Annotated in this window: 26 protein-coding genes and 3 pseudogenes; 7 read left to right on the top strand and 22 right to left on the bottom strand. The window is 72.7% G+C overall.

Annotation, left to right across the window (positions count from 1 at the left end; translation table 11 throughout):
- Positions 1-172: 172 nt before the first annotated feature.
- Positions 173-364, top strand: a complete 192-nt coding sequence (gene tgmA / locus ABT245_RS36555) for a putative ATP-grasp-modified RiPP (RefSeq protein ID WP_351742516.1) — start codon at positions 173-175, stop codon at positions 362-364.
- 15 nt (positions 365-379) lie between these two features.
- Positions 380-1,363: an ATP-grasp ribosomal peptide maturase gene (gene tgmB / locus ABT245_RS36550; protein WP_351742514.1), complete on the top strand. Its 984-nt coding sequence runs from the start codon at positions 380-382 to the stop codon at positions 1,361-1,363.
- Between the two features lie 66 nt (positions 1,364-1,429).
- Here the strand turns inward: tgmB and ABT245_RS36545 are convergent, their stop codons facing one another.
- The 5 genes and pseudogenes from ABT245_RS36545 to ABT245_RS36530 all read right to left on the bottom strand — a co-directional run bounded on the left by ABT245_RS36545 (position 1,430) and on the right by ABT245_RS36530 (position 3,382).
- Positions 1,430-1,630 (bottom strand): hypothetical protein, encoded by a 201-nt coding sequence (locus ABT245_RS36545; RefSeq protein WP_351742512.1) that lies wholly within the window; start codon positions 1,628-1,630, stop codon positions 1,430-1,432.
- Positions 1,631-1,785: 155 nt separating this feature from the next.
- Positions 1,786-2,022 (bottom strand): DUF5133 domain-containing protein, encoded by a 237-nt coding sequence (locus tag ABT245_RS36540; protein WP_351742509.1) that lies wholly within the window; start codon positions 2,020-2,022, stop codon positions 1,786-1,788.
- A gap of 157 nt (positions 2,023-2,179) precedes the next feature.
- Positions 2,180-2,326: pseudogene (locus ABT245_RS46325) on the bottom strand (ABC transporter ATP-binding protein); the annotation flags it as partial.
- 171 nt (positions 2,327-2,497) lie between these two features.
- Positions 2,498-2,672 (bottom strand): annotated as a pseudogene (locus ABT245_RS46320) (ATP-binding cassette domain-containing protein); the annotation flags it as partial.
- 161 nt (positions 2,673-2,833) lie between these two features.
- Entirely contained in the window at positions 2,834-3,382 is a 549-nt protein-coding gene (locus ABT245_RS36530; RefSeq protein ID WP_351742506.1) for a hypothetical protein, read from the bottom strand.
- Between the two features lie 202 nt (positions 3,383-3,584).
- On the opposite strand from ABT245_RS36530, the gene ABT245_RS36525 reads away from it, so the two are divergent.
- Together ABT245_RS36525 and ABT245_RS36520 are read left to right on the top strand one after the other, a co-directional pair.
- A complete protein-coding gene (locus tag ABT245_RS36525; protein WP_351742503.1) occupies positions 3,585-3,815 on the top strand; it encodes a DUF397 domain-containing protein in 231 nt (76 codons plus the stop codon).
- A 121-nt stretch (positions 3,816-3,936) separates the two neighbouring features.
- On the top strand, positions 3,937-4,857 hold the full coding sequence (locus ABT245_RS36520) for a helix-turn-helix domain-containing protein (protein ID WP_351742500.1): 921 nt from the start codon (positions 3,937-3,939) through the stop codon (positions 4,855-4,857).
- Here the strand turns inward: ABT245_RS36520 and ABT245_RS36515 are convergent.
- Complete coding sequence (locus tag ABT245_RS36515) at positions 4,842-5,720, bottom strand: SAM-dependent methyltransferase (protein ID WP_351742498.1); 879 nt, start codon at positions 5,718-5,720, stop codon at positions 4,842-4,844. The two genes, ABT245_RS36520 and ABT245_RS36515, sit on opposite strands and share 16 nt — an antisense overlap.
- 170 nt (positions 5,721-5,890) lie before the next feature.
- Between ABT245_RS36515 and ABT245_RS36510 the strand changes: the two genes are divergently transcribed.
- Positions 5,891-6,790, top strand: a complete 900-nt coding sequence (locus ABT245_RS36510) for a Gfo/Idh/MocA family protein (protein WP_351742495.1) — start codon at positions 5,891-5,893, stop codon at positions 6,788-6,790.
- A 297-nt stretch (positions 6,791-7,087) separates the two neighbouring features.
- Here ABT245_RS36510 and ABT245_RS36505 read toward each other — a convergent pair whose 3' ends face one another.
- Positions 7,088-7,990 (bottom strand): GNAT family N-acetyltransferase, encoded by a 903-nt coding sequence (locus ABT245_RS36505; RefSeq protein ID WP_351742492.1) that lies wholly within the window; start codon positions 7,988-7,990, stop codon positions 7,088-7,090.
- A 261-nt stretch (positions 7,991-8,251) separates the two neighbouring features.
- On the opposite strand from ABT245_RS36505, the gene ABT245_RS36500 reads away from it, so the two are divergent.
- Positions 8,252-9,355 (top strand): PP2C family protein-serine/threonine phosphatase, encoded by a 1,104-nt coding sequence (locus ABT245_RS36500; RefSeq protein WP_351742490.1) that lies wholly within the window; start codon positions 8,252-8,254, stop codon positions 9,353-9,355.
- 25 nt (positions 9,356-9,380) lie between these two features.
- Here ABT245_RS36500 and ABT245_RS36495 read toward each other — a convergent pair whose 3' ends face one another.
- Positions 9,381-9,821, bottom strand: a complete 441-nt coding sequence (locus ABT245_RS36495) for an Lrp/AsnC family transcriptional regulator (protein ID WP_351742487.1) — start codon at positions 9,819-9,821, stop codon at positions 9,381-9,383.
- 231 nt (positions 9,822-10,052) lie between these two features.
- Here ABT245_RS36495 and ABT245_RS36490 point away from each other — a divergent pair, with 231 nt between their 5' ends.
- Positions 10,053-10,520 (top strand): hypothetical protein, encoded by a 468-nt coding sequence (locus ABT245_RS36490; protein ID WP_351742484.1) that lies wholly within the window; start codon positions 10,053-10,055, stop codon positions 10,518-10,520.
- Positions 10,521-10,570: 50 nt separating this feature from the next.
- Here the strand turns inward: ABT245_RS36490 and hypE are convergent, their stop codons facing one another.
- From hypE to ABT245_RS36425, 14 genes and pseudogenes are all read right to left on the bottom strand, one after another.
- Positions 10,571-11,638 (bottom strand): hydrogenase expression/formation protein HypE, encoded by a 1,068-nt coding sequence (gene hypE / locus ABT245_RS36485; RefSeq protein ID WP_351742482.1) that lies wholly within the window; start codon positions 11,636-11,638, stop codon positions 10,571-10,573.
- The gene (gene hypD, locus ABT245_RS36480; protein WP_351742479.1) at positions 11,631-12,755 is read right to left on the bottom strand and encodes a hydrogenase formation protein HypD; all 1,125 of its coding nucleotides are present in this window, start codon (positions 12,753-12,755) and stop codon (positions 11,631-11,633) included. The genes hypE and hypD overlap by 8 nt, the downstream gene beginning before the upstream one ends.
- Positions 12,752-13,054: a HypC/HybG/HupF family hydrogenase formation chaperone gene (locus ABT245_RS36475; RefSeq protein WP_351742476.1), complete on the bottom strand. Its 303-nt coding sequence runs from the start codon at positions 13,052-13,054 to the stop codon at positions 12,752-12,754. Before ABT245_RS36475 ends, hypD begins: the two co-directional genes overlap by 4 nt.
- Before the next feature lie 35 nt (positions 13,055-13,089).
- Positions 13,090-15,474: a carbamoyltransferase HypF gene (gene hypF / locus ABT245_RS36470; protein ID WP_351742474.1), complete on the bottom strand. Its 2,385-nt coding sequence runs from the start codon at positions 15,472-15,474 to the stop codon at positions 13,090-13,092.
- A 356-nt stretch (positions 15,475-15,830) separates the two neighbouring features.
- Positions 15,831-16,634: pseudogene (gene hypB, locus ABT245_RS36465) on the bottom strand (hydrogenase nickel incorporation protein HypB); the annotation flags it as partial.
- A 3-nt stretch (positions 16,635-16,637) separates the two neighbouring features.
- Positions 16,638-17,030, bottom strand: coding sequence for a hydrogenase maturation nickel metallochaperone HypA/HybF (locus ABT245_RS36460; RefSeq protein ID WP_351742471.1), 393 nt, complete (start codon positions 17,028-17,030; stop codon positions 16,638-16,640).
- A gap of 280 nt (positions 17,031-17,310) precedes the next feature.
- Positions 17,311-17,412, bottom strand: coding sequence for a DUF6893 family small protein (locus ABT245_RS46315; protein WP_502982261.1), 102 nt, complete (start codon positions 17,410-17,412; stop codon positions 17,311-17,313).
- A gap of 10 nt (positions 17,413-17,422) precedes the next feature.
- On the bottom strand, positions 17,423-17,962 hold the full coding sequence (locus tag ABT245_RS36455; protein ID WP_351742468.1) for a hydrogenase maturation protease: 540 nt from the start codon (positions 17,960-17,962) through the stop codon (positions 17,423-17,425).
- Positions 17,959-19,380 carry a hypothetical protein gene (locus ABT245_RS36450; RefSeq protein WP_351742466.1) on the bottom strand — a complete coding sequence of 474 codons (1,422 nt, stop codon included), beginning with the start codon at positions 19,378-19,380 and terminating at the stop codon, positions 17,959-17,961. Before ABT245_RS36450 ends, ABT245_RS36455 begins: the two co-directional genes overlap by 4 nt.
- Positions 19,377-20,051 (bottom strand): DUF6084 family protein, encoded by a 675-nt coding sequence (locus ABT245_RS36445; protein ID WP_351742463.1) that lies wholly within the window; start codon positions 20,049-20,051, stop codon positions 19,377-19,379. Before ABT245_RS36445 ends, ABT245_RS36450 begins: the two co-directional genes overlap by 4 nt.
- Entirely contained in the window at positions 20,048-20,701 is a 654-nt protein-coding gene (locus ABT245_RS36440; protein WP_351742460.1) for a DUF5947 family protein, read from the bottom strand. The genes ABT245_RS36445 and ABT245_RS36440 overlap by 4 nt, the downstream gene beginning before the upstream one ends.
- The gene (locus ABT245_RS36435) at positions 20,698-21,246 is read right to left on the bottom strand and encodes a NifU-related iron-sulfur-binding protein (RefSeq protein WP_351742458.1); all 549 of its coding nucleotides are present in this window, start codon (positions 21,244-21,246) and stop codon (positions 20,698-20,700) included. The genes ABT245_RS36440 and ABT245_RS36435 overlap by 4 nt, the downstream gene beginning before the upstream one ends.
- Positions 21,243-23,027, bottom strand: coding sequence for a nickel-dependent hydrogenase large subunit (locus ABT245_RS36430; RefSeq protein WP_351742455.1), 1,785 nt, complete (start codon positions 23,025-23,027; stop codon positions 21,243-21,245). The genes ABT245_RS36435 and ABT245_RS36430 overlap by 4 nt, the downstream gene beginning before the upstream one ends.
- 90 nt (positions 23,028-23,117) lie before the next feature.
- Positions 23,118-24,206 (bottom strand): NADH-quinone oxidoreductase subunit B family protein, encoded by a 1,089-nt coding sequence (locus ABT245_RS36425; RefSeq protein ID WP_351742453.1) that lies wholly within the window; start codon positions 24,204-24,206, stop codon positions 23,118-23,120.
- Between the last annotated feature and the right edge of the window lie 86 nt (positions 24,207-24,292).

Here is a 24,292-nt window from a genome sequence, read left to right as displayed (position 1 = left end):
CTTGTGACCGACGTCATGTGCCGGACGGGTTTGCGTTTTCCGGGCATCCGAGGAACATCGCCGCGCCGCTGCCTTGATACGGCCTTAATTCGGGCTGAGATCACAGAGAGTAAGGAAACCAACCAGGCGTTCGAATCGTATAAATGCATGGAAGCTGAAACAGGGAGAGACCATGCAACCGTTCACGCTCAACTACGCCCGCCCGGCTGTGCAGTTGGATGTCACCACTCCGTACATGTACGACTCCGGACTGCAGTTGAACGTGCTCCCCGACGGCCGCCTCGCCGCGACCGACCACGCGACATTGAGAGCGCTGGGGACCACGACCTCCACGGCCGGCTCCAAGACGCACTTCGACGACTGACCGCGAGTTCTCGCAATGACCGTGCTCATTCTGACCAGTGAAGAGGATGTGACGGCGGACATGGTGGTCCTTCGGCTCCATGAGACCGGGGTGCCGGTGGTCCGCCTCGATCCAGCGGATCTCACCACCGGGGTCGCCCTGTCCGCAGAGTACGTGCGGGGCGTCTGCCACGGCCATCTGTCCGTCGCGGGCCGGCTGGTGAGCCTGGCCGGTCTGCGCTCCGTCTGGGTGCGCAGACCGGGCCTTGCCGCGGCCCGGGCGGCCCAGCCGTCCGCCTGGCTGACCGAGGAGGCATCCCAGGCGCTGTACGGCATGCTGCGCTGCACCGAGGCACGCTGGATGAACCATCCCGACGCCGCCCGGCGGGCCCGCCACAAGCCGTGGCAGCTCGGGCTCGCGCAGCGCAGCGGGCTGCCCGTGCCCGCCACTTTGATCACGACGTTCCCCCAGGCCGCCCGGGAGTTCTCGGAGCGCTTCCCGGACCTCGTGGTCAAGCCCGTCTCCGGCGCGCACCCCAAGGAGCCGCCCCGGGCGGTGCCGACCAGCAGGGTCGCGCCGGACACCGACTTCTCGGCCGTCGCGTTCGGTCCGACCCTGCTGCAGCGCAGGGTGCCGAAGCGGGCCGACATCCGGCTGACCGCCGTCGGCGACCGGCTGTTCGCCGCGCGCAAGGCCGTGGAGCCGGATGCCGACCCGGACGACGTGGACGTGCGTTTCACCCCGTCCCTGTCCCCCTGGAGTGCCGTGGAGGTGCCCCCACGGGTCGCGACGGCCGTCCACACCTATCTCCGCGGCGCCGAACTCGCCTATGGGGCGTTCGACTTCGCCGAGGACGCGGACGGCGTCTGGTGGTTCCTCGAGTGCAACCAGTCGGGCCAGTTCGGCTTCGTCGAGATGGACACCGGCCAGCCGATCGCCGGCGCCATCGCCCAGTGGCTGGCGTCCGCGCCCGACGGCACCCGCCCGTCGGGCGACGCACCACGAAGGCCGGCGCCGTGAGGGCCCGCCGGGTACGTGGTGCCGCCCCGCCGCCGCGGCACCGCCGTCCACCGCCCGCCGCGCGGCTCAGGGGCCCGGCAGCGGGTGCACGCGCTGCCACTGCGAGGGCGGGGCCGCGGGCGGCGGCAGCGCGGCACCGGGCGACCGCAGCGGCAGCATGACCGCCTCCACTTCCCTGCGCAGGCGGTCAGCCTCTTCGCGTACTCCTGCGGGTACGTCGCCGCGTTCCGCGACGAGCCGGTCGTAGATGGGGGAATCCTGGAACACCCGTCAAAGCGCCTTTCCGAGCACGGCCCATGGACATGGGCACAGCTGACGAGTGTAAGGACCGACGCCAGTCCTGGTGCGGTCCTGGTAAAGGTTCCCCCACAGGACTTGATGCCGCGACCGCGGGCCGGGCGTGCGGGCGGACGGCGCGGCCGTCAGCCGGCGAGCGGGAGTCCGCTCTGCTCGCCGGTACCGCGCGTCCGGATCAGCAGGGCGTCGGCCCGGGCGATGGCCTCGCGGACGTCCGTGGTGCCCGTCATCGCGCACAGGCCGCGGGTCACCTCCGCCAGTTCCCGCGCCGCCGCCGGCGTCGGCCGTTCGGCCTGGCCGATCCGCAGCGAGGCGTAACGGGTCAGCAGCTTTCTGACGACCTTGGGGTCCAGGACCGGCACGTGACTGCCCCTCTCTCTTGTTATGCGCTGCGTATGCCCGGGAAACGGGAGTTCAATCCCCCTTCCTCCCCATCCCCTCCATCCCGCCCTTCCCGCCCTTCCCTCACATCCCTCACTTCCCGGGCACGCGCAGGGCGCGGCGGCGCGCGTCCCTCGGTCAGGCGGTCCCGCGGTGCGGGTCCGGGTAGGCGCCGCCGCGGCGCAGGAGTTCCTCGTGCCGGCCGATCTCGCGGACCGTGCCGCCCGCCCTCACCACGATCCGGTCGGCACCGCGCACGGTGGACAGACGGTGCGCCACCACGAAGGGGCACCGACGAAACACTCGTCGTACGGGGACGAGTTGACGGACGCTCTGACCAGGTCGCGAGCGAGGGGCGCCTCGTCCGGCGGGAAAAGATCTCCGGCAGCGTGGGAGACGATCTCCGCGCAAGGGTGCATCGTCCCTGGTCAGAGAGTTCCGTCGGTGCGCCACGAAGGCGGTGCGACCGTGCGACAGCCGTGCGAGAGCCTGCTGGACGAGCGCATCGGACCGGGTGTCCAGCGCCGACGTCGCCTCGTCCAGTTACCAGCGCCCGAGGGTCCCGGATGAGCACGCGGGCGATGGCGAGGCGCCGGCGCCGGCTTCCGGAGAGCCGGGCGCCGCGCCCGCCGGCCGAACGAGCACCGCCCCGGCCGGCCGAGCAAACGCTCTCTGACCAGCCGTCGCGGTCCTACGTCGCTCAGCCGTCGCGGACCTGCGTCCGGTCCGCACGCGCGATCCGGTGCCGTCCGTATGACGGACGAGGCGACGACGAGGAGACGGAGCGGGTGGCTACTCCCCCAGTGCGCGGGCCAGTTCCCTGGCGGCCCGGTCGACCTCGGGTCCGTCGCCCGGCGGCAGGTGGCGGATCAGGGCCCGGCCCGACCGGACGGCCTCCCGGGCGTTGCGCTCCCAGACCACATGGTTCTCCCGGCGGTTGAGCAGCTTGGGGTAGACGGCGGCCGTTTCCTCCCACTGGCGTGCCGCCACGATGCTGCCGAGGAGTTCGATGATCTGGGCGCGGCAGGCGATGCGGGGCTGTCGGGCCAGTTCCCACAGGAAGGGCACGGTGACGGCCGTGGCCTGTTCCACGACGAATCCGTACTGGCAGATGCGGGTGCGCAGTTCACCGAGTGCCTGCCGGGCGCGGTCCTCGTCGCCGCGGGCGATGATGTGCAGCAGCAGCGGGATGCCCTCGGCGGATCCGGTGGAGTCCTTGAACTCGTGCCAGGGCACCTCGTCGACGGCCGCCAGCGGAGCGGCCGCCGCCCGGAGCGAGGCCGTCGCGGGTTCGGTCCGCCCCGTGCCGGAGGGGTTGGTCCGAGGCGCAGGCGATGACACGGCGTCTCCCTGATTCGCGGTCAGGTCGTGACGCCGACGGCGGGACCGGCGTCGCCGTCATTATTCACGTCGACGACGCCTGCGTGCAATTGCACGGGAAATTGCGCGAAAAGTGGGTAGGAACACGGGGCCCGCCCCGGCGGCCCCGCGACAGGCGAGCGTCCGCTCCCCGGGGCGGGACATGAACCACAAGGAGGCTGTGATGTCACCGGTGCCGAACGGGGTGCGAGCCAGCTCGCTCGACGTGCGATGGATCAAGAGCAGGCGCAGCAATGCCGAGGGCAACTGCGTGGAGGTCGCGGCCCTGTCCGGCGGCTATGTCGCGGTCCGCAACTCCCGCGACCCGGACGGCCCCGCGCTCGTCTACACGCCCGCCGAGATGGCCGCCTTCCTGGCGGGCGCGAAGGACGGCGAGTTCGACAATCTGCTGTAGCCACGCTCCGGCGGCGCACCCTGCCCGGAACCCAACGCCCCACATGTGCCCGGGACATGGGCCGAGGTGCGCCGCTTGCGTTAGTCTGACGGTCTCCATCGCCGGTCTGCCGGGAGCAAGGATGTCAGCCGAGTCCCCTCGTGTCTCGCGCCTCGAACCCTATCTGGACCGCGCCGAACCCGCCCCGACTTTGCTGAAAATGCTGGTAGGCGTCCAACTGGCGGGGTTCCGCGAGGACGCGGGGCTGGCCCAGGAACAGGCGGCGCGGACCCTCGGCTTCAGCCCGGCGAAGCTGTCCCGCATCGAGTCGGGCAAGGGCCGCAGGCCCCCGTCCGAGGCCGACGTACAGGCCCTGCTGACGCTGTACGGCACGGACCCGTACGAGTCCTCGGTCCTGCTGAGGCTGTTGCGGCGGGCCGGTGAGCCGGGCTGGTGGCAGCGGTACGACAAGCGGCTGATGCCCGAGTGGTTCGACCGGCTGGTCGGTCTTCAGGAGGCCGCCGTCGCGATCCGTACCTTCGAGATCCAGTACGTTCCCGGTCTGTTGCAGACGCCGGACTACGCCCGTGCGGTGGTGCGGCGCGGCCTTCCGACGGCACCCGAGAACGAGGTGCGCAGGCGCGTCGAACTACGCGTGCGCAGGGCGGAGTTGCTGCGTCGTCCGGACCCTCCCCAGGTGTGGGTGATCATCGACGAGTCGGTGCTGCTGCGTGTCCTGGGCGGCCCCGAGGTGATGCGCGAGCAACTGGAGCATCTGCTGCGGATGGCCCAACGGCCGCATGTCACGCTGCAGATCGTCCCGCTGGACGTGACGAACGCGTCGGCGCCCGCGATCCCGGTCACCTATCTGCGGTTCGGCGGCCTCGATCTGCCCGATGTGGTGTACCTGGAGCACATCAGGAGCGCCAACTTCCTTGAGGACCGGGACGAGACCGAGGAGTACCGGGTGGCCCTGGACCGGCTGGCCGACGAGGCGTTGCAGCCGCGGCAGTCCGTCGACCTGCTGGACCGGATCATGAGGGAACGCTACCCGGCCCCCTGACGGGCCGTGCGCACACGGCTCGCCTCCGTTTCGCCAGGGCCCCTCCAACCGATGCGGCCGACGCCGCCGAACTCGATCCACTCGTGGGTGAGTTGGCGCGGGGCCACCTCCGAGTCCGGCCGCCATGTCGACACCTCGACGAGGCCGGGCTCCAGGATGTCCAGGCCCTCGAAGAGTTCCGCGACGTCCTTCTCCTGCCGCACCCGGCCCCAGTTCCCCTGGGTGGTCTGGTCCATGAAGTCGGTGACGAACGTGCGGACCTCGGCGTCCTCGCTGACCAGTTGGCACATCACCAGGAAGCTCCCGGGGGCGAGGCGCTCGGCCACCCGGCGGGCCAGGGCCTGCGGGCCGTCGGTGTCACTGTCCGGGAGGCAGTGCATGACCGAGACGAAGAGCACGCCCACCGGCCGGCTGAAGTCGATGAGCCGCTGGGTCTCGGGGTGCCCGAAGATCCCTTCGGTGTCACGCATGTCGGCCTGGATGACGGCGGTGCGCTCGTCCTGCTCCAGCAGCGCCCGGCCGTGCACCAGCACCATGGGGTCGTTGTCGACGTAGACCACATGGGAGGTGGGGTCGACGGACTGGGCGACCTGGTGCACATTGTCCTGGGTGGGCAGCCCTGAACCGTGGTCGAGGAACTGCCGGATGCCGTAGTCCCGGGCCAGGGTCCGCACGACGCGCTGCAGGAAGCGGCGGTTGTTGAGGGCGAGCCGCCGGGTGCTCGGGACCACCTTGTCCAGCTCTTCGCACGCCGCCCGGTCGGCCGCGTAGTTGTCCTTGCCGCCGAGGTAGTGGTCGTACATCCGCGCGGCCGTCGGCACGGTGGGGTCTATCTCCCTGGACGGCTGGTCTCCCGCGTGCATTGCTCCCCCGGTACGTACTCTGTGCCAACTGGCCGGTGATAACAGGGAGTACATACTAGGGAGTGCGGCGTACTCGTGGCATGCCCACGCGCGCACGATCTGTGAAACCCTCGCCCAGGACCGGCGGACCGCGCCGGTCGTCACGTTCGGCACCCTGGAGAGGCAGCGCGATGCGCATCGGACTGCTCGGCACCGGCCCTTGGGCCCAGATGGTCCACGCCCCCGCCCTGAGCGGGCACGACGAGGTGGAGTTCATAGGGGTGTGGGGGCGGCGCCCGGACGCCGCCGCCGAACTGGCGGACCGGCACGGGACCCGGGCCTACGCCGACGTGGACGCCCTGCTCGCCGACGTGGACGCGGTCGCCGTGGCGCTGCCGCCGGACGTCCAGGCCGCGCTCGCCTCGCGGGCGGCCAGCGCCGGACGCCATCTGCTGCTGGACAAGCCGCTCGCCGCCACGGTGGCGCACGGCCGGGAGGTCGTGGAGGCCGCGCGGCGCGCCGAGGTCGCCTCCGTGGTGTTCTTCACCACCCGGTTCCAGCCCGAGGCCGGCGCCTGGATCGCCGAACAGGCCGAGAAGGGCGGCTGGTTCACCGCGCGGGCGCAGTGGCTGGGCTCGGTGTTCACCACGGACAGCCCGTTCGGGGCGTCGCCGTGGCGCCGGGAGAAGGGCGCGCTGTGGGACGTCGGCCCGCATGCCCTGTCCGTGCTGCTGCCGGTGCTGGGCGATGTGCGCCGGGTGAGCGCGGCGGCGCACGGCCCCGGGGACACCGCGTATGTCGTCCTCGACCATCTCGGCGGCGCTTCCAGCACCTTGACCCTGAGCCTGACCGCCCCGCCGGCGGCGGCCGGTGCCACCGTCGAACTGCGGGGCGAGGCCGGGGTGAGCACGCTGCCGGACAGCGCGGACGGCGCCCTCGCGGCCTTCGGCCGGGCCGTGGACGCGCTGCTGGCCGCAGCGCGCACGGGCCGACCGCACCCGTGCGACGCGGCGTTCGCCCTCAGGGTGACCGAGATCCTGGCCACAGCGGACTCTCTGCGAGGCGACCGCCCGGTCCCGACCCCCGCCTGAACGCTCCGCTGGATACGCCGCGCTCTGCCGTCGGTCGACCGCGGCACCGGCCTAGCTGCTCACGCCCACCCGGCGGAGCCGCACATCGATACAGCCCCGCACCCCTTCAGCGCGCTGCCGCACCCCAACCGACTTCACCAGGCCCGCTACACGCCACCGACACCGGCCCCTGCCGAACACTCCGCCGGACCCGCCACGCCCCGCCGTCCATCGACCGCGGCACCGTCATGGCAGGTCACGCACACCCGGCAGAGCCGCACATCGATACAGCCCCGCACCGGCGCTGTCCGACTGGTGTCAGTCGTCTCCGGGGGCCAGGTGGAATTGGACCCGTTCTCGTACGACGGGGTATCCGGCCCTCGCGAAGTGCGCGGCCATGGGGAAGTTGCCTCGGTCGGTCGCCGCGGCGATGGCCTCCGCTCCACGCTCGGCCAGGAAGTGGGTGCACTCGGCGAGCAGGTCGTGGGCGTACCCGTGTCCGCGCTGTTCCGGCAGGACCCCGATGAACCCGATGCAGGGCCCCCCGGGGTTGTGCGCGGGAATGTGGATGCCGACGGGCTCGCCCCGCGGGGTGTGCGCGACCTGCCACCACTCGCGCGGCGACGGACACCACCGGAAGAAGTCGATCTCCTCCTGGGCGGCCCGTTCCACTCCGCCCTGCTCGATGGCCCGGCGGGCGTGGGCGTCCAGGGTGACGGAGTGGATGCGGCGCAGGGCGTCGAAGAACACCGCGTCGTCGGGCTCGCGGCGGAAGACGAGCCGTCCCGGCCGTGCGGGCAGTCCGCACGGCGGCGTCCACCGGTAGACGAAGCGCTCCACCAGGGGCCGGTACCCGGCCGCCCGGGCGGCGGCGAAGCGGGTCTCGGCAGCGGCCTTCAGGGCGGGTACGTCGCGCCAGCCGCCGGGCAGGTCGAATTCGAGGTCGTCGACCTGCCAGGGCGCGCTCCGCAGCAGTTCGGCCCCCGCCTCCTCCTCGCCCTCGGCCACGTCGAACCAGTTGACCGCGAGGGGCCGGGCGTCATCGGGTCCGCCCCACCAGGCGGCCCGCGCCACCACCCGCCCGTCGCGCAGGGCCACCCGCTTCCAGTCGGGGCGGTGCCGGGTCCGCCGGTGCGCCTCGCGTGCGCGCAGCGGGTCGGGCAGGGCGTCGAAGAGGTGGACGGTGTGCTCGTCGAGCGTCTGGATGACCGGATCGGTCATGGATTCCTCCGGGATGCGTACGAACGGATGCGCTCCCGGTCAGATCAGACGTGGCACGCCGGGGCAACGGGGAGGGAGCGCTGGGTGAGCTTGGACCACATGGCACTCGCCTCCTTCCGTCGGGCCTCGGGCGTGCGCCGCCACCGTATCGGCGGGCCGCGCACCGGGTCCACCGCTTTTCCGGTGGCGGTCCGGGCGCCCCGCGCGTCGCCCGGGGGCTCGTGGGCGGCCGGGTGCCTCGGCCGGGCGTAACGTGGGCATGTGGGAAGGGTCCGCGGTCGGCCCTGGCGCCGGTACCTGGACGAGCGTGGCTGGCTGCGGGGCGCGCCGCCGCCGCGCTGGGTGCGGGTGCTGCCCGTCGCCCTGCTCGCGTGCGTCACCACGGCCACCCTGCTCAGCCGCAACGCGCTCGACATCGGTTTCCTGCTGGGGGCGATCCCGCCGCTCACCGTCCTGTCGTACGGGCCGCTGACCACTGCGGTCATGGGCGCCCTGGTGGTGGCCGTGATGAACATGCCGGCCACCCATCTGAACCGGCCCGGCAACACCGATCTGCTCACCATCGTCTTCGTCGTGCTGCTGAGTGTGTTCGTCTCCTATGTGCGCAGTCAGCGGGACGCCCAGCTGGTCACCGAGCGGACGGTCGGGCGGGCCGTGCAGCGGGCCATCGCGCCGCCGCTGCCCCAGCGGGTCGGCGATGTCGCCTGCTCGGGGCTGTACCGGGCCGCCCAGCGCGGGACGCTGGTCGGCGGGGACTTCTTCGACGTACGCGACGGCCCGCACGGGGTCCGGGCGGTGATGGCCGATGTGCAGGGGCACGGGCTGGTCACCGTGCCCACCGTGGTCTCGCTGCTGGGCGCGTTCCGGGAGGCGGTGCTCGACCAGCCGGACCTGGAGAGGGTCGCCGCCCGTATGGACCGCAGACTGGCGGCGGACTCGGCGGGCGATCGGCACGCCGAGATGTTCGCCACCGCCGTACTGCTGGAGTTCTCCGCAGACGTCCGCGATGTGCGGATCGTGGTCCGCGGGCATCCGCCGCCGGTGCTGCTGCGCGACGGGCAGGCCCGCGAGATCGGGGTCAGTCCGGGCCTTCCGTTGGGTCTCGGCCCGCTCGGGTTCGATCCGCCCAAGGAGGTCACCGTGGGTCTGGAACCCGGTGACCGGCTGTTCCTGGCCTCGGACGGGGTGTGGGAGGCACGGGACGCCTCCGGTGCGTTCTACCCGCTGGCCGAGCGGCTGCGTACGCTCGCCGCCGAGGACCCGGCCACGCTGACCTCCCGCGTGTGGGCGGACCTCCTGGAGCACTCCGACGCCGTCCGGGACGACGCGACCATGCTCGTCCTCACCCCGCTGCCCTCCCGGTGAGCCGCGCCGGGCGCCGGAGCGAGGTTCAGCCGATGTCCCACAGGAAGCGGTGGGTGTGAATGCCGAAGTACGGGAACGACTGGATCTGCCGTACGCCCTCGATCGGCCGCACCACGTCGTTGACGAAGTCGAGCAGGTCCTTGGGGCCGGGGGTGACGACCTCGGCGAACAGATCGAAGCCGCCGGAGGTCAGCACCGCGTAGATCACCTCGGGGTGTTCGGCCAGTTCGTCGGCGACGGCGCGCGGGTCGCCGTCCACGCCGATGCCGAGCAGCGCCATGGCCTGACCGCCCATGGCCATCGGGTCGGTGACGCCGACGACCTGGACGGCCCGGGAATCCAGCAGCCGTTGCAGGCGCTGCCGGGCCGCCGAGGCGGACAGGCCGACCTTCGGGCCGAGGTCGGCGTACGCGATGCGTCCGTCGGTCTGCAGTTCCCGCAGGATGGCCCGGTCGATCTCGTCCACGTTCGTCCCCTCCCACTGTCGGCCCGGCTCCGCCCCACCTTATCGGCGTCCCTCGGCCGAACAGGAGGACGACGGAACAGGAGGACGACGGAACGCGGGAAGCGTACGCGCCGTAAAGCGCCAGGGCACGCCACCCCTTCCCCGGCATAGAAATATCTACAAGGATTCATAGGCCGGGTCGGTGTGCCGCATCGTGCGGTTATCTCGTGCGCCCGGCATCCGGAGCGGCAGATGACGGACGCGACGTGGATGCGGGGCGTGGAGTGGCTGGCGGCGGCCTCCTGCGACCCCCGGACCTGCAAGCGGGAGTGGGACCAGGGCGACGGCATCGCCCTGCTGGAGGCGGGACGCTACTGGGATGTGCTCAGCGTCCCCGACGAGTTGGGGCTGCTCACCCTGGACCTGCTGTGGAGCCCGTCGCTGCCCCTGCCGGGCCCCACGCTCGCGGACGGCGGCGCCCACCGGGTCGGCTTCTTCCTGCCGCCCGACCCGGGCAGCCGCTGGGTCGGGGCCGGGCTGCGGCACGCGAGCAAGGGCGCATGGGTCGCGGTGCCGCCGCCGTACCGTCCGGCCGGGCTCATGGAGTGGCTGGTCCCGCCGGACGGCTCCGGCGCCCTGCACGCCCCGACCGCGCTGGAGGTGGCGCTGCGCCAGGCGCACGGCACCCTGGCCGTCCTCCAGCCGCCGGACCTCGGCTGAGCCCGGCGGTCGCGCACGCCCAGGGGCGCTCGGCGGATCCGCGGCGGCGCTCAGCAGATCCGCGGCAGCTGCTCCCCGAGCGGCATGTCGACCACCCGGGTGCCGCCCAGGCCGGTGCGGGCCACCACCATCCCGGGGTGCTCCGCCACCGTCTCGCCGATGATCGCGGCCTGCGCGCCCAGTGGATGCGCCCGCATCGCCGCCAGCACGGCGTCGGCGTGCTCGCGCGGGACGAACGCCACCAGCTTGCCCTCGTTGGCGACGTAGAAGGGGTCGAGGCCCAGCACCGCGCAGGCGCCGGCCACCGCCGGCGGGACGGGCACGGCCCGTTCCGCGATGACGACACCGGTGCCCGACGCCCTCGCGATCTCGTTGAGGCAGGCCGCGATTCCCCCGCGGGTGGGATCGCGTAGGACATGCAGATCCGGGGTCACGGCCAGCATGTCCGCCACCAGGCCGCCGAGCGCCGCGCAGTCGCTGACGATCTCGACCCCGAACTCCAGTCCCTCGCGCACGCTCATGATGGCCACGCCGTGCACCCCGACCGGCCCGCTGACGATCACCACGTCGCCGGGCACCACCCGGGCCGGGCGCAGATCGACACCGTCCGGGATCAGGCCGATGCCGGCCGTGTTGACGAAGAGGCCGTCGCCGTGCCCGGACTCGACCACCTTGGTGTCGCCCGTCGCGACCTCCACGCCCGCGGTCCGCGCGGCGGCGCCGAGCGCATCGGCCACCTGGGCCACGGTCTCGATCTCCACCCCCTCCTCCAGGATGAATCCGCAGGAGAGGTAGGCGGCCCGGGCGCCGCCCATGGCGAGGTCGTTGACGGTGCCGTTGACGGCGAGGTCGCCGATGCTGCCGCCGGGGAAGAACAGCGGCCGCACCACGAAGGAGTCGGTGGAGAAGGCCAGCCGGACCCCGCCGAGACACAGCGATGCCGCGTCGCCCAGTTCGGCGAGGGCCGCACCGCCGAAGGCGGGCGCGAAGACCTGCTCGACCAGTTCCGCGGAGAGGGTGCCCCCGCCGCCGTGGCCCATGACCACGCGGGGCCGGTCGCGCAGCGGGGCCGGGCAGGTCCAGCCGGTCACGTCCAGGGTGTCGGTGGTGTCAGGCAACGGGGCTCGCCTCCCGGGGCGCGGGCGTGGTCCGAAGACGTCGGTAGAGGTGGTAGGCGGCGCAGGCACCCTCGCTGGAGACCATGGTGGCGCCGAGCGGGGTGCGCGGGGTGCAGCGGGTGCCGAACATCTCGCACTCATGGGGTTTGAGCAGTCCCTGGAGCACCTCGCCGCTGCGGCACTCGGCCGGCTCCAGGGTGCGGATGCCGTCGACGCGGAACCGCAGTTCGGCGTCGTAGTCGCGGTATCTGCCGGACAGCCGCCAGCCGCTGTCGGGGATCACTCCGATGCCCCGCCAGGAGCGGTCGGTGACCTCGAAGACGTCCTCCAGCACGGCCTGCGCGGCGGGGTTTCCCTCGTCTCGCACGGCCCGCGGGTAGGCGTTGTCGACGGTGTGCTCGCCGCGCTCCAGCTGCGCCACGCTCCGGCGTACGCCTTCCAGGATGTCCAGCGGTTCGAAGCCGGTGACGACGATGGGCACCCGGTGGCGCTGCGCCAGTTCGGGATACTCGCCGAGGCCCATGACGGTGCACACATGCCCGGCGGCGAGGAAGGCCTGCACCCGGCAGCTCGGCGAACGCATGATCGCCTCGATGGCCGGGGGCACCCGCACATGCGAAACCAGCAGGCTGAAGTTGCGGATGCCCAGTTTGCGGGCCTGGTGGACGGTCATCGCGTTGGGCGGCGCGGTGGTCTCGAAGCCGATGCCGAAGAACACCACCTCGCGGTCCGGGTGTTGCTGCGCGATCCGCAGGGCGTCCAGCGGCGAGTAGACGACCCGTACGTCGCCGCCCTCCCCGCGCACCTGGAACAGGTCGCGGTCCGTCCCGGGCACCCGGAGCATGTCGCCGAAGGAGCAGAAGATCACCCCGGGCCGGGAGGCGATCTCCAGGGCCTTGTCGATGACCTCCAGCGGTGTGACACACACAGGGCAGCCCGGGCCGTGAATCAACTCGACCTGTTCGGGCAGGAGTTGGTCGATGCCGTGCCGGATGATGGAGTGCGTCTGGCCGCCGCACACCTCCATCAGCGCCCATGGCCTGGTCACCGTGTCATGGATCTCGTCGAGCAGCCTCCGGGCCAGCTCCGGGTCCTGGAACTCGTCGATGTACTTCACCGGTGGGCCTCCTCGCCCGTGTGCGCGGCGCCCGCGCCCGCGGCCGCCTCCCAGGGGTCGCCGAACTCCTCCTGGAGCATGCCGAGTTCGGCGAAGAGTTCGAGCGTCTGCCGGGCCGAGTCCTCGTCGAGCCGTTGCAGCGCGAAGCCGACGTGCACGATGGCGTACTCGCCGACCTTCAGGTCGGGCAGGTATTCCAGGCACACCTCCTTGACCACACCGCCGAAGTCGACGGTGGCCATCCGGGTGCCGTCCCGCTCGTCGATGTCCAGCACTCTGCCGGGTACCGCCAGGCACATGGGCCTCTCCTCGCTGTCAGGTCGTGCGTCGGTCGTCAGAGGGTCGTTGCGCCCGGACCGCCGGCCCAGGCGGCCACCATCAGCTGCCCGAGGGCCAGTCCCCCGTCGCCGGGCGGGACCAGGTGGTGGCGCAGCACGGTGAACCCGTCCGCCGTAAGGGCCGCGGCGCAGGCCGAGGAGAGCAGGGAGTTGAGGAACACACCGCCGGTGAGGGCGACGGTGTCCACCCCGTGCCGGTCCCGGGCCAGCAGGCAGACGCGGTGGACGAGGCCGACGACGGCGCGATGGAAACGGGCCGCGATCGACGCCGCGGGCACGCCCGCCCGCAGATCGTCGACGACCGCGGCCAGCACGGGCGCCGGGCCGGCCCGCAGCGGCCCGTCGAGCGTAGCGGCCTCGGGTACGGCGAAGGCGTACGCGGTGGTGTCCTCGGCGGGCGCGGACAGCGCGGCGGCCTCCAGTTCGACGGCGGCCTGCGCCTCGTAGCCGGCCCGGTGGCACACGCCGGCGAGGGAGGACACCGCGTCGAACAGGCGCCCCATGCTGGAGGTGGGCACGCAGTGGATGCCGCGCTCCAACTGCCGTGAGAGCACCCTGAGTTCGTCGGTGGGGCAGGCGGCCACACAGGGCAGGTCGGCGGACCAGGCGAGCCCGGCCGCACGCAGGTGCGCGAGCGCCATGCGGTAGGGCCGGTGCACGGCGGCGTCACCGCCGGGCAGGGGGACGTAGGCCAGGTGCCCGAGACGGGTGAAGCCGGCGTAGTCCGCGAGCAGGAACTCCCCGCCCCACACTGCTTGGTCGTCGCCGTGGCCGGTGCCGTCGAAGGCGGCGCCGAGCACCCGCCGTGTGCCGTCGAGGCCGTGCTCCGCCATCGCGGCGGCGATGTGCGCGTGGTGGTGCTGGACGCGGACCACCTCGCGTCCCGCGGCGTTGCGCAGGGCCCACTGGGCGGAGCGGTAGCCGGGGTGCCGGTCGGCCGCGAGCAGTCCGGGCCGCACCGGTGTGATCGACTCCAGTTGTGCCACGGCCCGTGCGAAGGCCCGCTGGGTGGCGAGGTCGTCCATGTCGCCGATGTGCGCGGACAGCCAGGCCCGTCGCCCCTCACCGAGACAGCACGTGTTCTTCAGGTCGCCGCCGACCGCGAGGGCCGGGCGCACCGGAACGGGCAGGTCGAGCGGCAGCGGCGCATAGCCGCGGGCGCGGCGCACGATGAGCGGTTTCCCGTCGCACAGCCGCACCACGGAGTCGTCGCACGGCACCCGGATCGGCCGGTCGTGGGTGAGCCAGGCGTCGGCCAGGTGCGCCAGGCGTTCCAGGGCCTCCCCCTCGTCGGTGACGATCGGCTCGCCGGAGACGTTGCCGCTGGTCATGACGAGCAGCCGGGGCCCTTCGGGGTCGCCCGGCAGGCCCAGCAGGAGGTGGTGCAGCGGGGTGTAGGGCAGCATGACGCCGAGGTCGGGGCTGCCGGGTGCGACCTGCGGCGCCGGGCGCGGACCGGCGGGCCCGGCCGTTGTCCGGCGGCGCAGCAGCACGATCGGGCGGGCCGGGCCGGCGAGCAGTTCGCGTTCCGCGGCGGTGAGCGAGACCAGGTGCTCGATGTCGTCGGCGCCGCGTGCCATGAGCGCGAACGGTTTGTCGCCCCGCGCCTTGCGGCGCCGCAGCAGCGCGACGGCCTCGGGGTCGGTCGCGTCGCACGCCAGGTGGTAGCCGCCGAGTCCCTTCACCGCGAGGACCGCCCCGCGACCCAGCAGCCTGCGTGCCTCGGCCACCGGGTCCGCGTCGGTGACCTCTTCGGGGGCGCCGGCGGTCCGCGGGCGGCGGACGAGCAGCCGCAGTCGTGGGCCGCAGTCCGGGCAGGCGACGGGCTGGGCGTGGAAGCGCCGGTCGGCGGGGTCGGCGTACTCGCGGGCGCAGCGCGGGCACAGCGGGAAGCCGGCCATCGTGGTGTGCGCCCGGTCGTAGGGCAGGCCGGTGACGATCGTGAAGCGGGGCCCGCAGTGGGTGCAGTTGACGAAGGGGTGGCGGTGGCGCCGGTCGGCGGGGTCGGCCAGTTCGCCCAGGCACGCGGCGCAGGTCGCCGTGTCCGGGGGGATCAGGGCGCCGGCCCGGCCGTCGGCCCGGGAGGCGAGGATGGTGAACGCGCCGTCGCCGGTGGCGGGCACGTCCTCGTGGTCGACGCCGTCGACGCGGGCCAGCGGCGGGGCGTCCGGCGCGAGGCGGGCACAGAACAGGTCGACGGCCGCGCGGTCGCCCTCGATTTCGACGACCACCCCGTCGGGGGTGTTGGTCACGTGTCCGGTCAGGCCGAGCGAGGTGGCGAGGGCATGGACGTACGGCCGGAAGCCGACACCCTGGACCACGCCGCGCGCGGTGACCCGGCGGCGCAGGACCGTCGCGCCGGCCGTCCCGGTGACGCTCACGAGCGGAGCGGCACCGCGGCATGCACATGCCCGGCCTGCCCGTGCCCGGCGTGAACATGCCCAGCCTGCTCATGCCCGACGTGCTCATGCCCGGCGTGCTCGTGCCCGGCGTGCTCGTGCCCGGGGTGGGCGTGCCCGGGGTGGGCGTGCCCGACATGCTCATGCCCGGCCTGCCCGTGCCCGACGTGCCCGTGCCCGTGCCCGGCGCGCTCGTCCGCGGCCTGCCCATGCCCGACGTGCTCATGCCCGACGTGCCCGTGCCCGGCGTGCGCATGCCCGGCCTGCTCGTCCCCGGCGTGGGCGTGCCCGGGGTGCTCGTCCCCGACATGCTCGTCCCCGGCCTGCCCATGCCCGACGTGCTCATGCCCGGCCTGCTCGTCCCCGGCGTGGGCGTGTCCGGCGTGCGCATGCCCGGCCTGCTCGTCCCTGGCGTGGGCGTGTCCGGCGTGCTCGTGCCCGGGGTGGGCGTGCGGGCGGCCGGCCATGACCGGGGCGTGCGGCGGGACGCCGTCCGCGGCGGCCAGGGCCCGCTCCAGCAGGGTGCCCAGCCCCCGTCGCGCGCGTACCGAGGTCAGCACCACCTCGACGCCCGGGTTGACCTGTTCGACATGGGCGCGGAACGCCGCCTCGTCGAAGTCCACGGCCGCGGCGATGTCGGTCTTGGTGACGACCACCAGGTGGGCGAGCCCGAAGGCGGTGGGGTACTTCAGCGGCTTGTCCTCGCCCTCCGTAACGGAGGCGAGGACCACCCGCAGGGTTTCGCCGAGGTCGTAGGAGGCCGGGCAGACGAGGTTGCCGACGTTCTCCACGAACAGCAGCCGCGTGGGCCGCGGCAGCCAGTCGTCGACGTGCCGGGCGAGCATCCGTGCCTCCAGGTGGCACAGCCCGTCGGTGAGGATCTGCTTGACCGGGACGCCCGAACGGGCGAGCCGTGCCGCGTCGTTCTCGGTGGCGAGGTCGGCGGTGAGCGCGGCGACCGGCACGGACCGCTCGCGGGCCAGGGTGAGTTCGTGCTCCAGCAGGGCGGTCTTGCCGCTGCCGGGGCTGGAGAGCAGGTTGACGACCGTGGTGCCGCGGGCCGCGAGCCGGTCGCGCAGCACCTGCGCGGACTCGTCGTTCCTGGCGAGCACGGACTGGTGCAGATCCACCGCACGGCACATGGTTCAGCGCTCCTCGCTCGGTTCACGGGTGGCTGCCGCCGTCGTGCCGTCCTCCCAGCGCACCCCTACGATGCGCAGTTCGCGGCCGGACAGCAGGTCGATGGTCGCGCCCCGGCACCGCGGGCAGCCGAGCCGGGGCGGCATGCCGACGGCCCATTCGTGGTCGCAGGGCGTACAGCGGGCCCGTCCGGGCACCGCGTCGGTGACCAGTTCGGCGCCCTCCAACAGGGTTCCGGCGCAGGCGAGTTCGAAGGAGAAGGCGAGGGCTTCGGGTACCACACCGGCCAGTTCGCCCACCTGGAGCCGCACCGAGCGCACCGCGCTGACGTCACCGGCCCGCTCGGCCGCATCCGCCACCTGCTCGATCACCGCCAGCGCGATGGACATCTCGTGCATCTGCCTCCGTCCCGGCGGGCGTTGGCGCGCTACGCGCGGGCCGTACGTACGCGAACGGCCGCATCCCATTAGAGGGGCGGGGTACCGGGCCGGTGGTCCGGCACGCCGCCGCGGTGGTGCCGCGTCCGTCGTTTGCCGCAGCGCCCCCGTCGCGCGCACCAGGGGCGGGGCCGACCGTGGCGCTGTCGGCGCCGGGGCTGTGGCGGGCCGCGACCGGGGCGGGCTGCACCCGGCAGCCGGCCCGGTCGCGGCCGTGGCCTGGGGCGTGCCGGGCGCCAGGTCACATGCGGCGGATGCGCAGATAGCGCCGCAGATCGGGCAGGGACTGCACGACGAACACGGCGGCCACGGCGGCCAGGGCACCGAAAGCGATCTTCTTCACGGGTCTCTCCTCAGTTCACGGCCTCGCCGGCCGGCGGACATGGCTCGGGCTCGCGGGACGCGCCCAGCAGGTCCTCGACGAGCCGGACGGCCTGCGGTACGGCGTCGGACACTGGCCCGCTCAGCCCCATCCCCTCGGCCACACAGGCCGGTTCGCATCCGACGACGAGCGTGCGGCGCGGGGGCTGCCCGCCGGTGCCCGCGCACAGGGTGCCGAGCAGGGCGAGCACGGCGTCCGGGGTCATGTGGTGTCCGTCCGGCGGGGCGAGCGCCGGGCCGGGCACGGGGACGCTCCCGGGCTCGATGACGTACAGGGTGCCCGGCGGTCCGCCGCGCGCGGTGGCGTCCACCAGGATCAACGTGTCGTATCCGTCGAGGAGTTGATAGGCGAGGTGCACTCCGCGTACCCCGACGTCCAGCACCTCGACGTGCCGGGGCAGTGACCGGCCGGCCAGGACCCGGGCGGTCTCCACGCCGAAGCCGTCGTCGCCGAGGAAGACGTTCCCGACGCCGGCGACGAGGACCCGGCCGGCCGCGGGACGCGCGCTCATGCGCGCTCCCGAGGCCAGTCGAGTTCGTCGGGCTGGAAGTACAGGAAGCGGCCCTGTGCGCGGCGCAGATCGGCGCCCGGGTCGCCGTCCACGGTGACCGCGACGTGCACCGCGCCGTCCACGTCGTGCAGCACGGCCTCGACGGTCGCGGTGCGCCCGCGCAGAAACAGGTCCTGGGCGTCGGTGCGGCGCAGCCCGGGCCGCAGCACGAGGCGGCTGCCCGCGCCCGCCGGACGGCCGGCCACCAGAACGCTGTCGCGGCCGGGGTCGTACCCCGCGTCGCCGGCCGGGTCCCACCACGGGGTGCCCGGCCGCGGCACACCGTGCTCGTCGGGCGAGCCGGTGTCGGCGGCCGGCCGGGTCACCTCGCGCAGGCCGCGGACCGCGCCGTGCAGGCGCTCCAGCGCCTCGGGCGGCAACGAGTCCGCCAGGTCGATCACGGCGGCGGCCCGCTCGTCGGTGCCCCGCGCCTCACGTTTCTCCTCGTCGGTGAGGGCGGCGGTGCGCAGCGCCAGGATCTCGTCGATCTCGGTCGCGTCGTACAGCGCGCCGGGGCTCTCGGGCGCGATGGCCGGGTGGTCCTCCAGGATGATCGGTGAGGACAGCACCACGTCCGCGCGGCCCGGCTCGCCGGCCAGCACCGGCCAGGTGTGCAGATTGCGGCAGGCGGCGACCGCGCCCCGGGCCCACTCGGGAGGGTCGGTCATCGACAGGAACGATCCCCGGTCCACGGCCATGAGGAGGTGGGCGGCCACCAGGGAGCGCGGGAGTGCCGCGTCACGGTCGGCGGCCTGGCCGGCCGGCGGGGTCCAGTCGCTGGTGTTCTCGGCGACGGCGGTCAGCCGCACCACCCGGCAGGGGCCGTCGAGTTCGCGGGCCGACAGCCGCAGCCGGCCGGCCAGCGGCGCGTACTCGTGGACGGTCCGGCCGGCCGTCCGGCCCGCCGGGTCCTGGACCGTCTCGTGCTCGGTGCCCGCGCATCGCTCGAAGGGCACCGTGACATCCCCGGAAAGGAGGTCGGCGACCGGTACGACCGCCTCGACGCGCTCCTCGATCCCCTCGTCCCAGGGGACCAGCACCCGGTCGGCCAGGCGGAGTTCCGGTACGGTCTCGAAGTCGCCGTCCGCGCGGGCCCGTTGGACGGTGCGGCGGCGGGCGCGCAGGAAGCGCAGTTCGACGGCGAGCAGGGCGCCGTCCCTCGGTTCCAGCAGGCACTCGGTGTGCTGGAAGGCGTGTTCCTCGCGTTCGGCGCCCCAGCCGGGCGGCACCAGCACGCCGAACTGCCAGCGCAGCCGGTTCTTCGCGGCGGAGGCCCGGTAGGGGTAGAGCACATAGCCCTCGAAGAGGACGGCGTCGGCCGCCTTCCGGGCGAGGGCGAGGCGCGCCTCGGTCTGCGGGGCGAACGCGGTCACGCTCACGAGACGGTCCTTCCGGTCGTGCCGGGCAGGGCGGATTCCGGCGCGGGCCCGGCATGGGCGAGCAGGTCCCGCACGGTCGCCTCCCAGGAGGGCAGCGCCCGGCGTGAGCGGTGGGCCAGCAGGGCGTTCATGGTGTCGCGGGGCAGCCGGATCCAGCCGCAGCCGGGGAAGTGCTGATCGACCATCTCGCGCCAGGTCGCGACCGGCATCCGGAAGGCGGCCTCCCGGTCCCAGGGGACGGGTTCGACGCGGAAGCCGCCTGCTCCGGTGAACGCCGTTCCGGAGAACAGCATCAGCAGCGGCACCTCACCGCCGTCGAGCGCGGCGAGATAGCGGGTGGCGGCGATGTCCATGTCGTAGGTGCAGGGCACGACGAGGTCGGTCTCGGTCTCCCGGGTGAAGCCGGGCACCATCAGCGGGACCTGCGCGAACTGCACCGGTTTGAGGGTGCTGCCCCAGCGGGACGGTTCGCCGAACAGGTCCACGAGCCCGTCGGCCTCGGCACGGTCGTAGCCGCGCCGGGCGGGTTCGATGCGGATCTGGCAGCGCAGGGCCAGGGCGTGCACGGGTTCGTCGCCGGGTGTGGTGACGCGCAGCCGGAACACCAGGGTCGGCCCGGCCGCGTAGCGGTCGGCGCGCACCCCGGCGCAGGTGAAGGAGAGTTCGGTCATGGCCGGTCCTCGGTGCCGACGGGCCGGGCCATGGTCTCGACGTGGGTGAAGAACGCGTCCAGGGCGGCCCTGGCCTCGGCCCCGCCGTCGAAGCCCTGCCACAACAGCCGCATGCGGCCGATGAGTTCGTAGCAGATGTCGATGGGCACCAGGAAGCAGGCGCAGCCGTCGTCGGTGCGGCGCAGCAGCAGTGCCTCGACGTCCGGTTCGAGCAGGCCGGCGAGGGTGCTCTCGCCGAGGACCGTGGTCCACACCCCGGGTTCCGCTTCGCTCTCGGTGGCGCCGGCCGGGCTCGGGTAGAGGACGACGAGGCGGTCGAGGGCGGTGTTGCGGAAGACGAACGCGACGGAGACCGGGATGCGCAGGGTGTCCCAGGCGCGGGCGTCGAACCGCTGGCCGGGGTCGGTGAGGTAGCGGGCGTGCACCGGGCGGAAGCGGCCCGCGCCCGCACCCGGCCGTTCCATCAGCAGGAAGCAGGGCGGGCATGCGCAGACCAGGGACCGCTGCTCGGTGTCGGCGAGGTGACGGTGGTCCGTGTCCGCCACCGGTGCCGCGCACAGCCCGCAGCGTTCGGGCTGTGCGGGGCGTTCGGTCAGGAACCGGCGCAGGCCGCGGCCGGCCCGTGCCGTCGGGGCCGAGGTCGTGCTCATGCACCGGCCCCGGGGCGGGTGCCGATCTGCAGCAGTGCGGGCTCCTTGCGGCTCGGTTCGGTGCGCACCTGCACGGCCGTGACCTCGGGGGCGAAGCAGGAGAGCGCGTCCTCGGCGGCCTGTCGCAGGTCCGGTGCGCCGGCGGCGCAGCCGCAGCCCCCGCCGGACGCCGCGCGCAGCCGCAGGGTTCCGGTCGCCTCGTCGAAGCCGAGGACTTCGAGGAGACTGCGGTCGGCGCCGTCGAGGCCGTGCAGGGCGCGGTCGATGCGGGCGGTCAGGTCCTCGGGGTGCAGGTCGTGCAGGAGCAGCAGGCTCGCGACGAGTGCGTCGCCGAACAGGGCCTCGGCACGCGGACGGTCCTCGGGGGCCGACAGCAGTTCGATGATCCGGGCGAGTCCCGCGCCGTAGAACTCCATGAGGGAGCGGACCAGTTCCTCGGCCGCGGCGACGGCGGCCGGGTCCGCGGTGCCGGAGAGCCGGTCCAGTACCTCCTCGATGCGCCGGCCGGCCCGCTCCGCGTGGGCCGGTGCGGTGGTGGGGCTCATCCGCCCAGTCCGCTCAGGCCGGTGGGCATGTGCATCTTCTCCACGGTGCGGCCGTCGCCGACGTACATGTGGACGCCGCAGGGCAGACACGGGTCGAAGCTGCGCACAGTACGCATGATGTCGATGCCCTTGAAGCTGCCCGGCGGGTTCTCCTCGAAGATGGGGGTGTTCTGCACGGCGTCCTCGTAGGGGCCCGGTGTGCCGTAGGGGTCGCGGACGCTGGCGTTCCACGGCGTGGGCGGGTAGGGGTGGTAGTTGGCGATCTTGCCGTCGCGGATCACCATGTGGTGGGAGAGGAGGCCGCGGACCGCCTCGGTGAATCCGACGCCGATGCTTTCGTCGGGTACCTCGAACTTCTCCCAGGTCTGAGTGCGTCCGGCGCGTACCTCTTCGAGGCCCTGCTCGGCGAAGTGCACCGCGAGGGCGGCGACGTAGGCCTGGAAGTAGCTGCGCGCGCGGTTGCGTTCCAGCGTGTTGCTCCACTTCGGGATCGTCCACTCGAAGGTGGTCTCGGGCCGGGTCATGGTGCGCGGCAGGTTGATGACGACGCTGTGCCCGGTGGCCCGCACCCCGCCGATGTCGACCAGGCCGGCCAGGGCGGTGGTCCACAGCCGGGCGAGCGGGCCGCCGCCGGTGTCCAGGGCTAGATGGTCCTTGCCGTCGAACCAGCGCGGCGACATCACCCAGCTGTACTTGCCGTCGAAGTCGCGTTTCTGCGGGGCGGGGATGGTGTGCTGGTTCCAGGGGTGGCGCGCATCGACCGGGTTGCCGAGCGGGTCGTGTGTGACGAACCGCTCCCTGCCCTGCCAGTCCTCGTAGTAGGAGCTGCCCAGCAGGATGCGGATACCGAGGTTGATCTCGGTGAGGTCGGTGGTGACGAGCTTGCCGTCGACCACGATGCCCGGGGTGACGAACATCCGCCGGCCCCAGTCCGTCATGTTGGCGTAGGTGAAGTCGCAGTACGCGGGGTCGTTGAGCGCTCCCCAGCAGCCGAGCAGGACGCGCCGCCGGCCGACCTCCTCGTAGCCGGGCAGGGCCTCGTAGAAGAAGTCGAACAGGTCGTCGTGGAGCGGGACGATGCGCTTCATGAACTCGACGTAGCGCATCAGGCGGCTGAGGTAGTCCGTGAAGAGCTGCACGGAGGCGTTGGTGCCGACGCCGCCCGGGTAGAGCGTGGAGGGGTGTACGTGGCGGCCCTCCATCAGGCAGAACATCTCCCGGGCGGAGCGGCTGACCTGGAGCGCCTCGCGGTAGAGCTCGCCCTCCATGGGGTTGAAGGACCGCATGATGTCGGCGATGGTGCGGTAGCCGTGCTCGGCGGCGTGCGGTGCCTCGGTGCGCTCGGCGAGTTCGAGGACGCCCGGATTGGTCTCCTTGACCATCCTCTCGCAGTAGTCCACCCCGACCAGGTTCTCCTGGAAGATGTTGTGGTCGAACATGAACTCCGCGCACTCACCGAGGTTGATGATCCAGTCGGCGAGGTTCGGGGGTTTGACCCCGTAGGCCATGTTCTGCGCGTACACCGAGCAGGTGGCGTGGTTGTCGCCGCAGATGCCGCAGATGCGGCTGGTGATGAAGTGTGCGTCGCGCGGGTCCTTGCCGCGCATGAAGACGCTGTAGCCGCGGAAGATGGACGAGGTGCTGTAGCACTCGGCGATCCGCTTCTGCTTGAAGTCGATCTTCGTGTGGATGCCGAGGCTGCCCACGATCCGGGTGATCGGATCCCAGGACATCTCGATCAGGCCGCTACCGTCGCCGGCCGCCTTGGTCGTCGGTGCCATCGTGTCAGTGGTGCCCTTCTGCGAGCGGGAGGTGCGGAGGGTGCGAACGGGTTCGAGGACGGGCCGCCGCGGGCGGGCCGCCGGTGGCACTCACCACGGCGGCCGGTACCCGGTGGTGAGCCTGCTTCCGGTGTGGCGCCACTTGGGTTCCTTGTCGACGGTGTGCTCGGTGATGTTGCGCAGTCGGCGGATGACCGCGCCGTAGGCGCTGCTGGCCTTGGTCGACAGGGTCGAGCCGGGTGGCTCGTCCATGAACGGCATGAACTTGTCGGGGAAGCCGGGCATGGTGCAGGCGATGCAGATGCCGCCGACGTTCGGGCAGCCGCCGATGCCGTTCATCCAGCCCCGCTTGGGCACGTTGCACTTCACGACGGGGCCCCAGCAGCCGACCTTGACCAGGCACTTGGGCGAGTCGTAGGTGTCGGCGAAGTTGCCCTGCTCGTAGTAGCCGGCCCGGTCGCAGCCCTCGTGCACGGTGGCGCCGAACAGCCAGGTCGGGCGGAGCTTGTCGTCCAGGGGGATCATCGGGGCGGAGCCCGCCGCCTGGTAGAGCAGGTAGGTGAGGGTCTCGGCGAAGTTGTCGGGCTGGATCGGACAGCCCGGGACGCACACGATGGGGATGCCCGCCCTGGACTTCCAGTTCCAGCCGAGGTAGTCGGGCACACCCATCGCGCCGGTCGGGTTGCCCGCCATGGCGTGGATGCCGCCGTAGGTGGCGCAGGTGCCGATGGCGACGACGGCGAGGGCCTTGGGCGCGAGCCGGTCGATCCACTCGCTCGTGGTGATCGGCTGGCCGGTCTCCGGGTTGTTGCCGAAGCCGCACCAGTAACCCTCGGGCTTGATCGCCTCGTTGGGCACGGAGCCCTCCACGACCAGCACGAAGGGGTCGATCTCGCCGCGTTCCCCCTTGAAGAACCACTCGATGAACGTGTCGGCGCCGCCGACCGGACCGCTTTCGAAGTCGATGAGGGGCCAGTGCACCTCGATCTTCGGCAGCCCCGGCAGCACACCGAGCACGATCTGTTCGATGGTCGGCTGCATGGCGGCCGTCAGCGAGACCGAGTCGCCGTCGCAGCTCAGCCCGGCGTTGATCCAGAGGATGTGGATCGTGGGTGTCTCGCCCGCGGGTGTGCCACCGGTGTGGGTCGCCTCGGCGCTGCCGGGTGTGGCCGGAGTCATGGGACCGCCTCCTCGGGGAGGTAGGGGAGGTGAGGAAGGGGGACGGCGGCGGACACGTCGGCCGCCGTATTTTCTTGGCTTCTTGG

The sequence above is a fragment of the Streptomyces sp. NPDC001508 genome, from assembly GCF_040298665.1.
In the GTDB taxonomy this organism is placed as follows: domain Bacteria; phylum Actinomycetota; class Actinomycetes; order Streptomycetales; family Streptomycetaceae; genus Streptomyces.
The sequence above is the reverse complement of the archived record's forward strand: the minus strand, read 5'-3'. Positions and strand labels throughout refer to the sequence as shown.

Coding starts and splice junctions, on each gene's coding strand:
- ABT245_RS36440 (WP_351742460.1), bottom strand. CDS start 20,701: ATGAGCACGACCTCGGCCCCGACGGCACGGGCCGGCCGCGGCCTGCGC.
- ABT245_RS36520 (WP_351742500.1), top strand. CDS start 3,937: ATGTCAGCCGAGTCCCCTCGTGTCTCGCGCCTCGAACCCTATCTGGAC.
- tgmB (WP_351742514.1), top strand. CDS start 380: ATGACCGTGCTCATTCTGACCAGTGAAGAGGATGTGACGGCGGACATG.
- ABT245_RS36515 (WP_351742498.1), bottom strand. CDS start 5,720: ATGCACGCGGGAGACCAGCCGTCCAGGGAGATAGACCCCACCGTGCCG.
- ABT245_RS36490 (WP_351742484.1), top strand. CDS start 10,053: ATGACGGACGCGACGTGGATGCGGGGCGTGGAGTGGCTGGCGGCGGCC.
- ABT245_RS36425 (WP_351742453.1), bottom strand. CDS start 24,206: ATGACTCCGGCCACACCCGGCAGCGCCGAGGCGACCCACACCGGTGGC.
- ABT245_RS36505 (WP_351742492.1), bottom strand. CDS start 7,990: ATGACCGATCCGGTCATCCAGACGCTCGACGAGCACACCGTCCACCTC.
- ABT245_RS36525 (WP_351742503.1), top strand. CDS start 3,585: ATGTCACCGGTGCCGAACGGGGTGCGAGCCAGCTCGCTCGACGTGCGA.
- ABT245_RS36445 (WP_351742463.1), bottom strand. CDS start 20,051: ATGACCGAACTCTCCTTCACCTGCGCCGGGGTGCGCGCCGACCGCTAC.
- ABT245_RS36475 (WP_351742476.1), bottom strand. CDS start 13,054: ATGTGCCTGGCGGTACCCGGCAGAGTGCTGGACATCGACGAGCGGGAC.
- ABT245_RS36455 (WP_351742468.1), bottom strand. CDS start 17,962: ATGAGCGCGCGTCCCGCGGCCGGCCGGGTCCTCGTCGCCGGCGTCGGG.
- ABT245_RS36510 (WP_351742495.1), top strand. CDS start 5,891: ATGCGCATCGGACTGCTCGGCACCGGCCCTTGGGCCCAGATGGTCCAC.
- tgmA (WP_351742516.1), top strand. CDS start 173: ATGCAACCGTTCACGCTCAACTACGCCCGCCCGGCTGTGCAGTTGGAT.
- ABT245_RS36460 (WP_351742471.1), bottom strand. CDS start 17,030: ATGCACGAGATGTCCATCGCGCTGGCGGTGATCGAGCAGGTGGCGGAT.
- ABT245_RS36430 (WP_351742455.1), bottom strand. CDS start 23,027: ATGGCACCGACGACCAAGGCGGCCGGCGACGGTAGCGGCCTGATCGAG.
- ABT245_RS36435 (WP_351742458.1), bottom strand. CDS start 21,246: ATGAGCCCCACCACCGCACCGGCCCACGCGGAGCGGGCCGGCCGGCGC.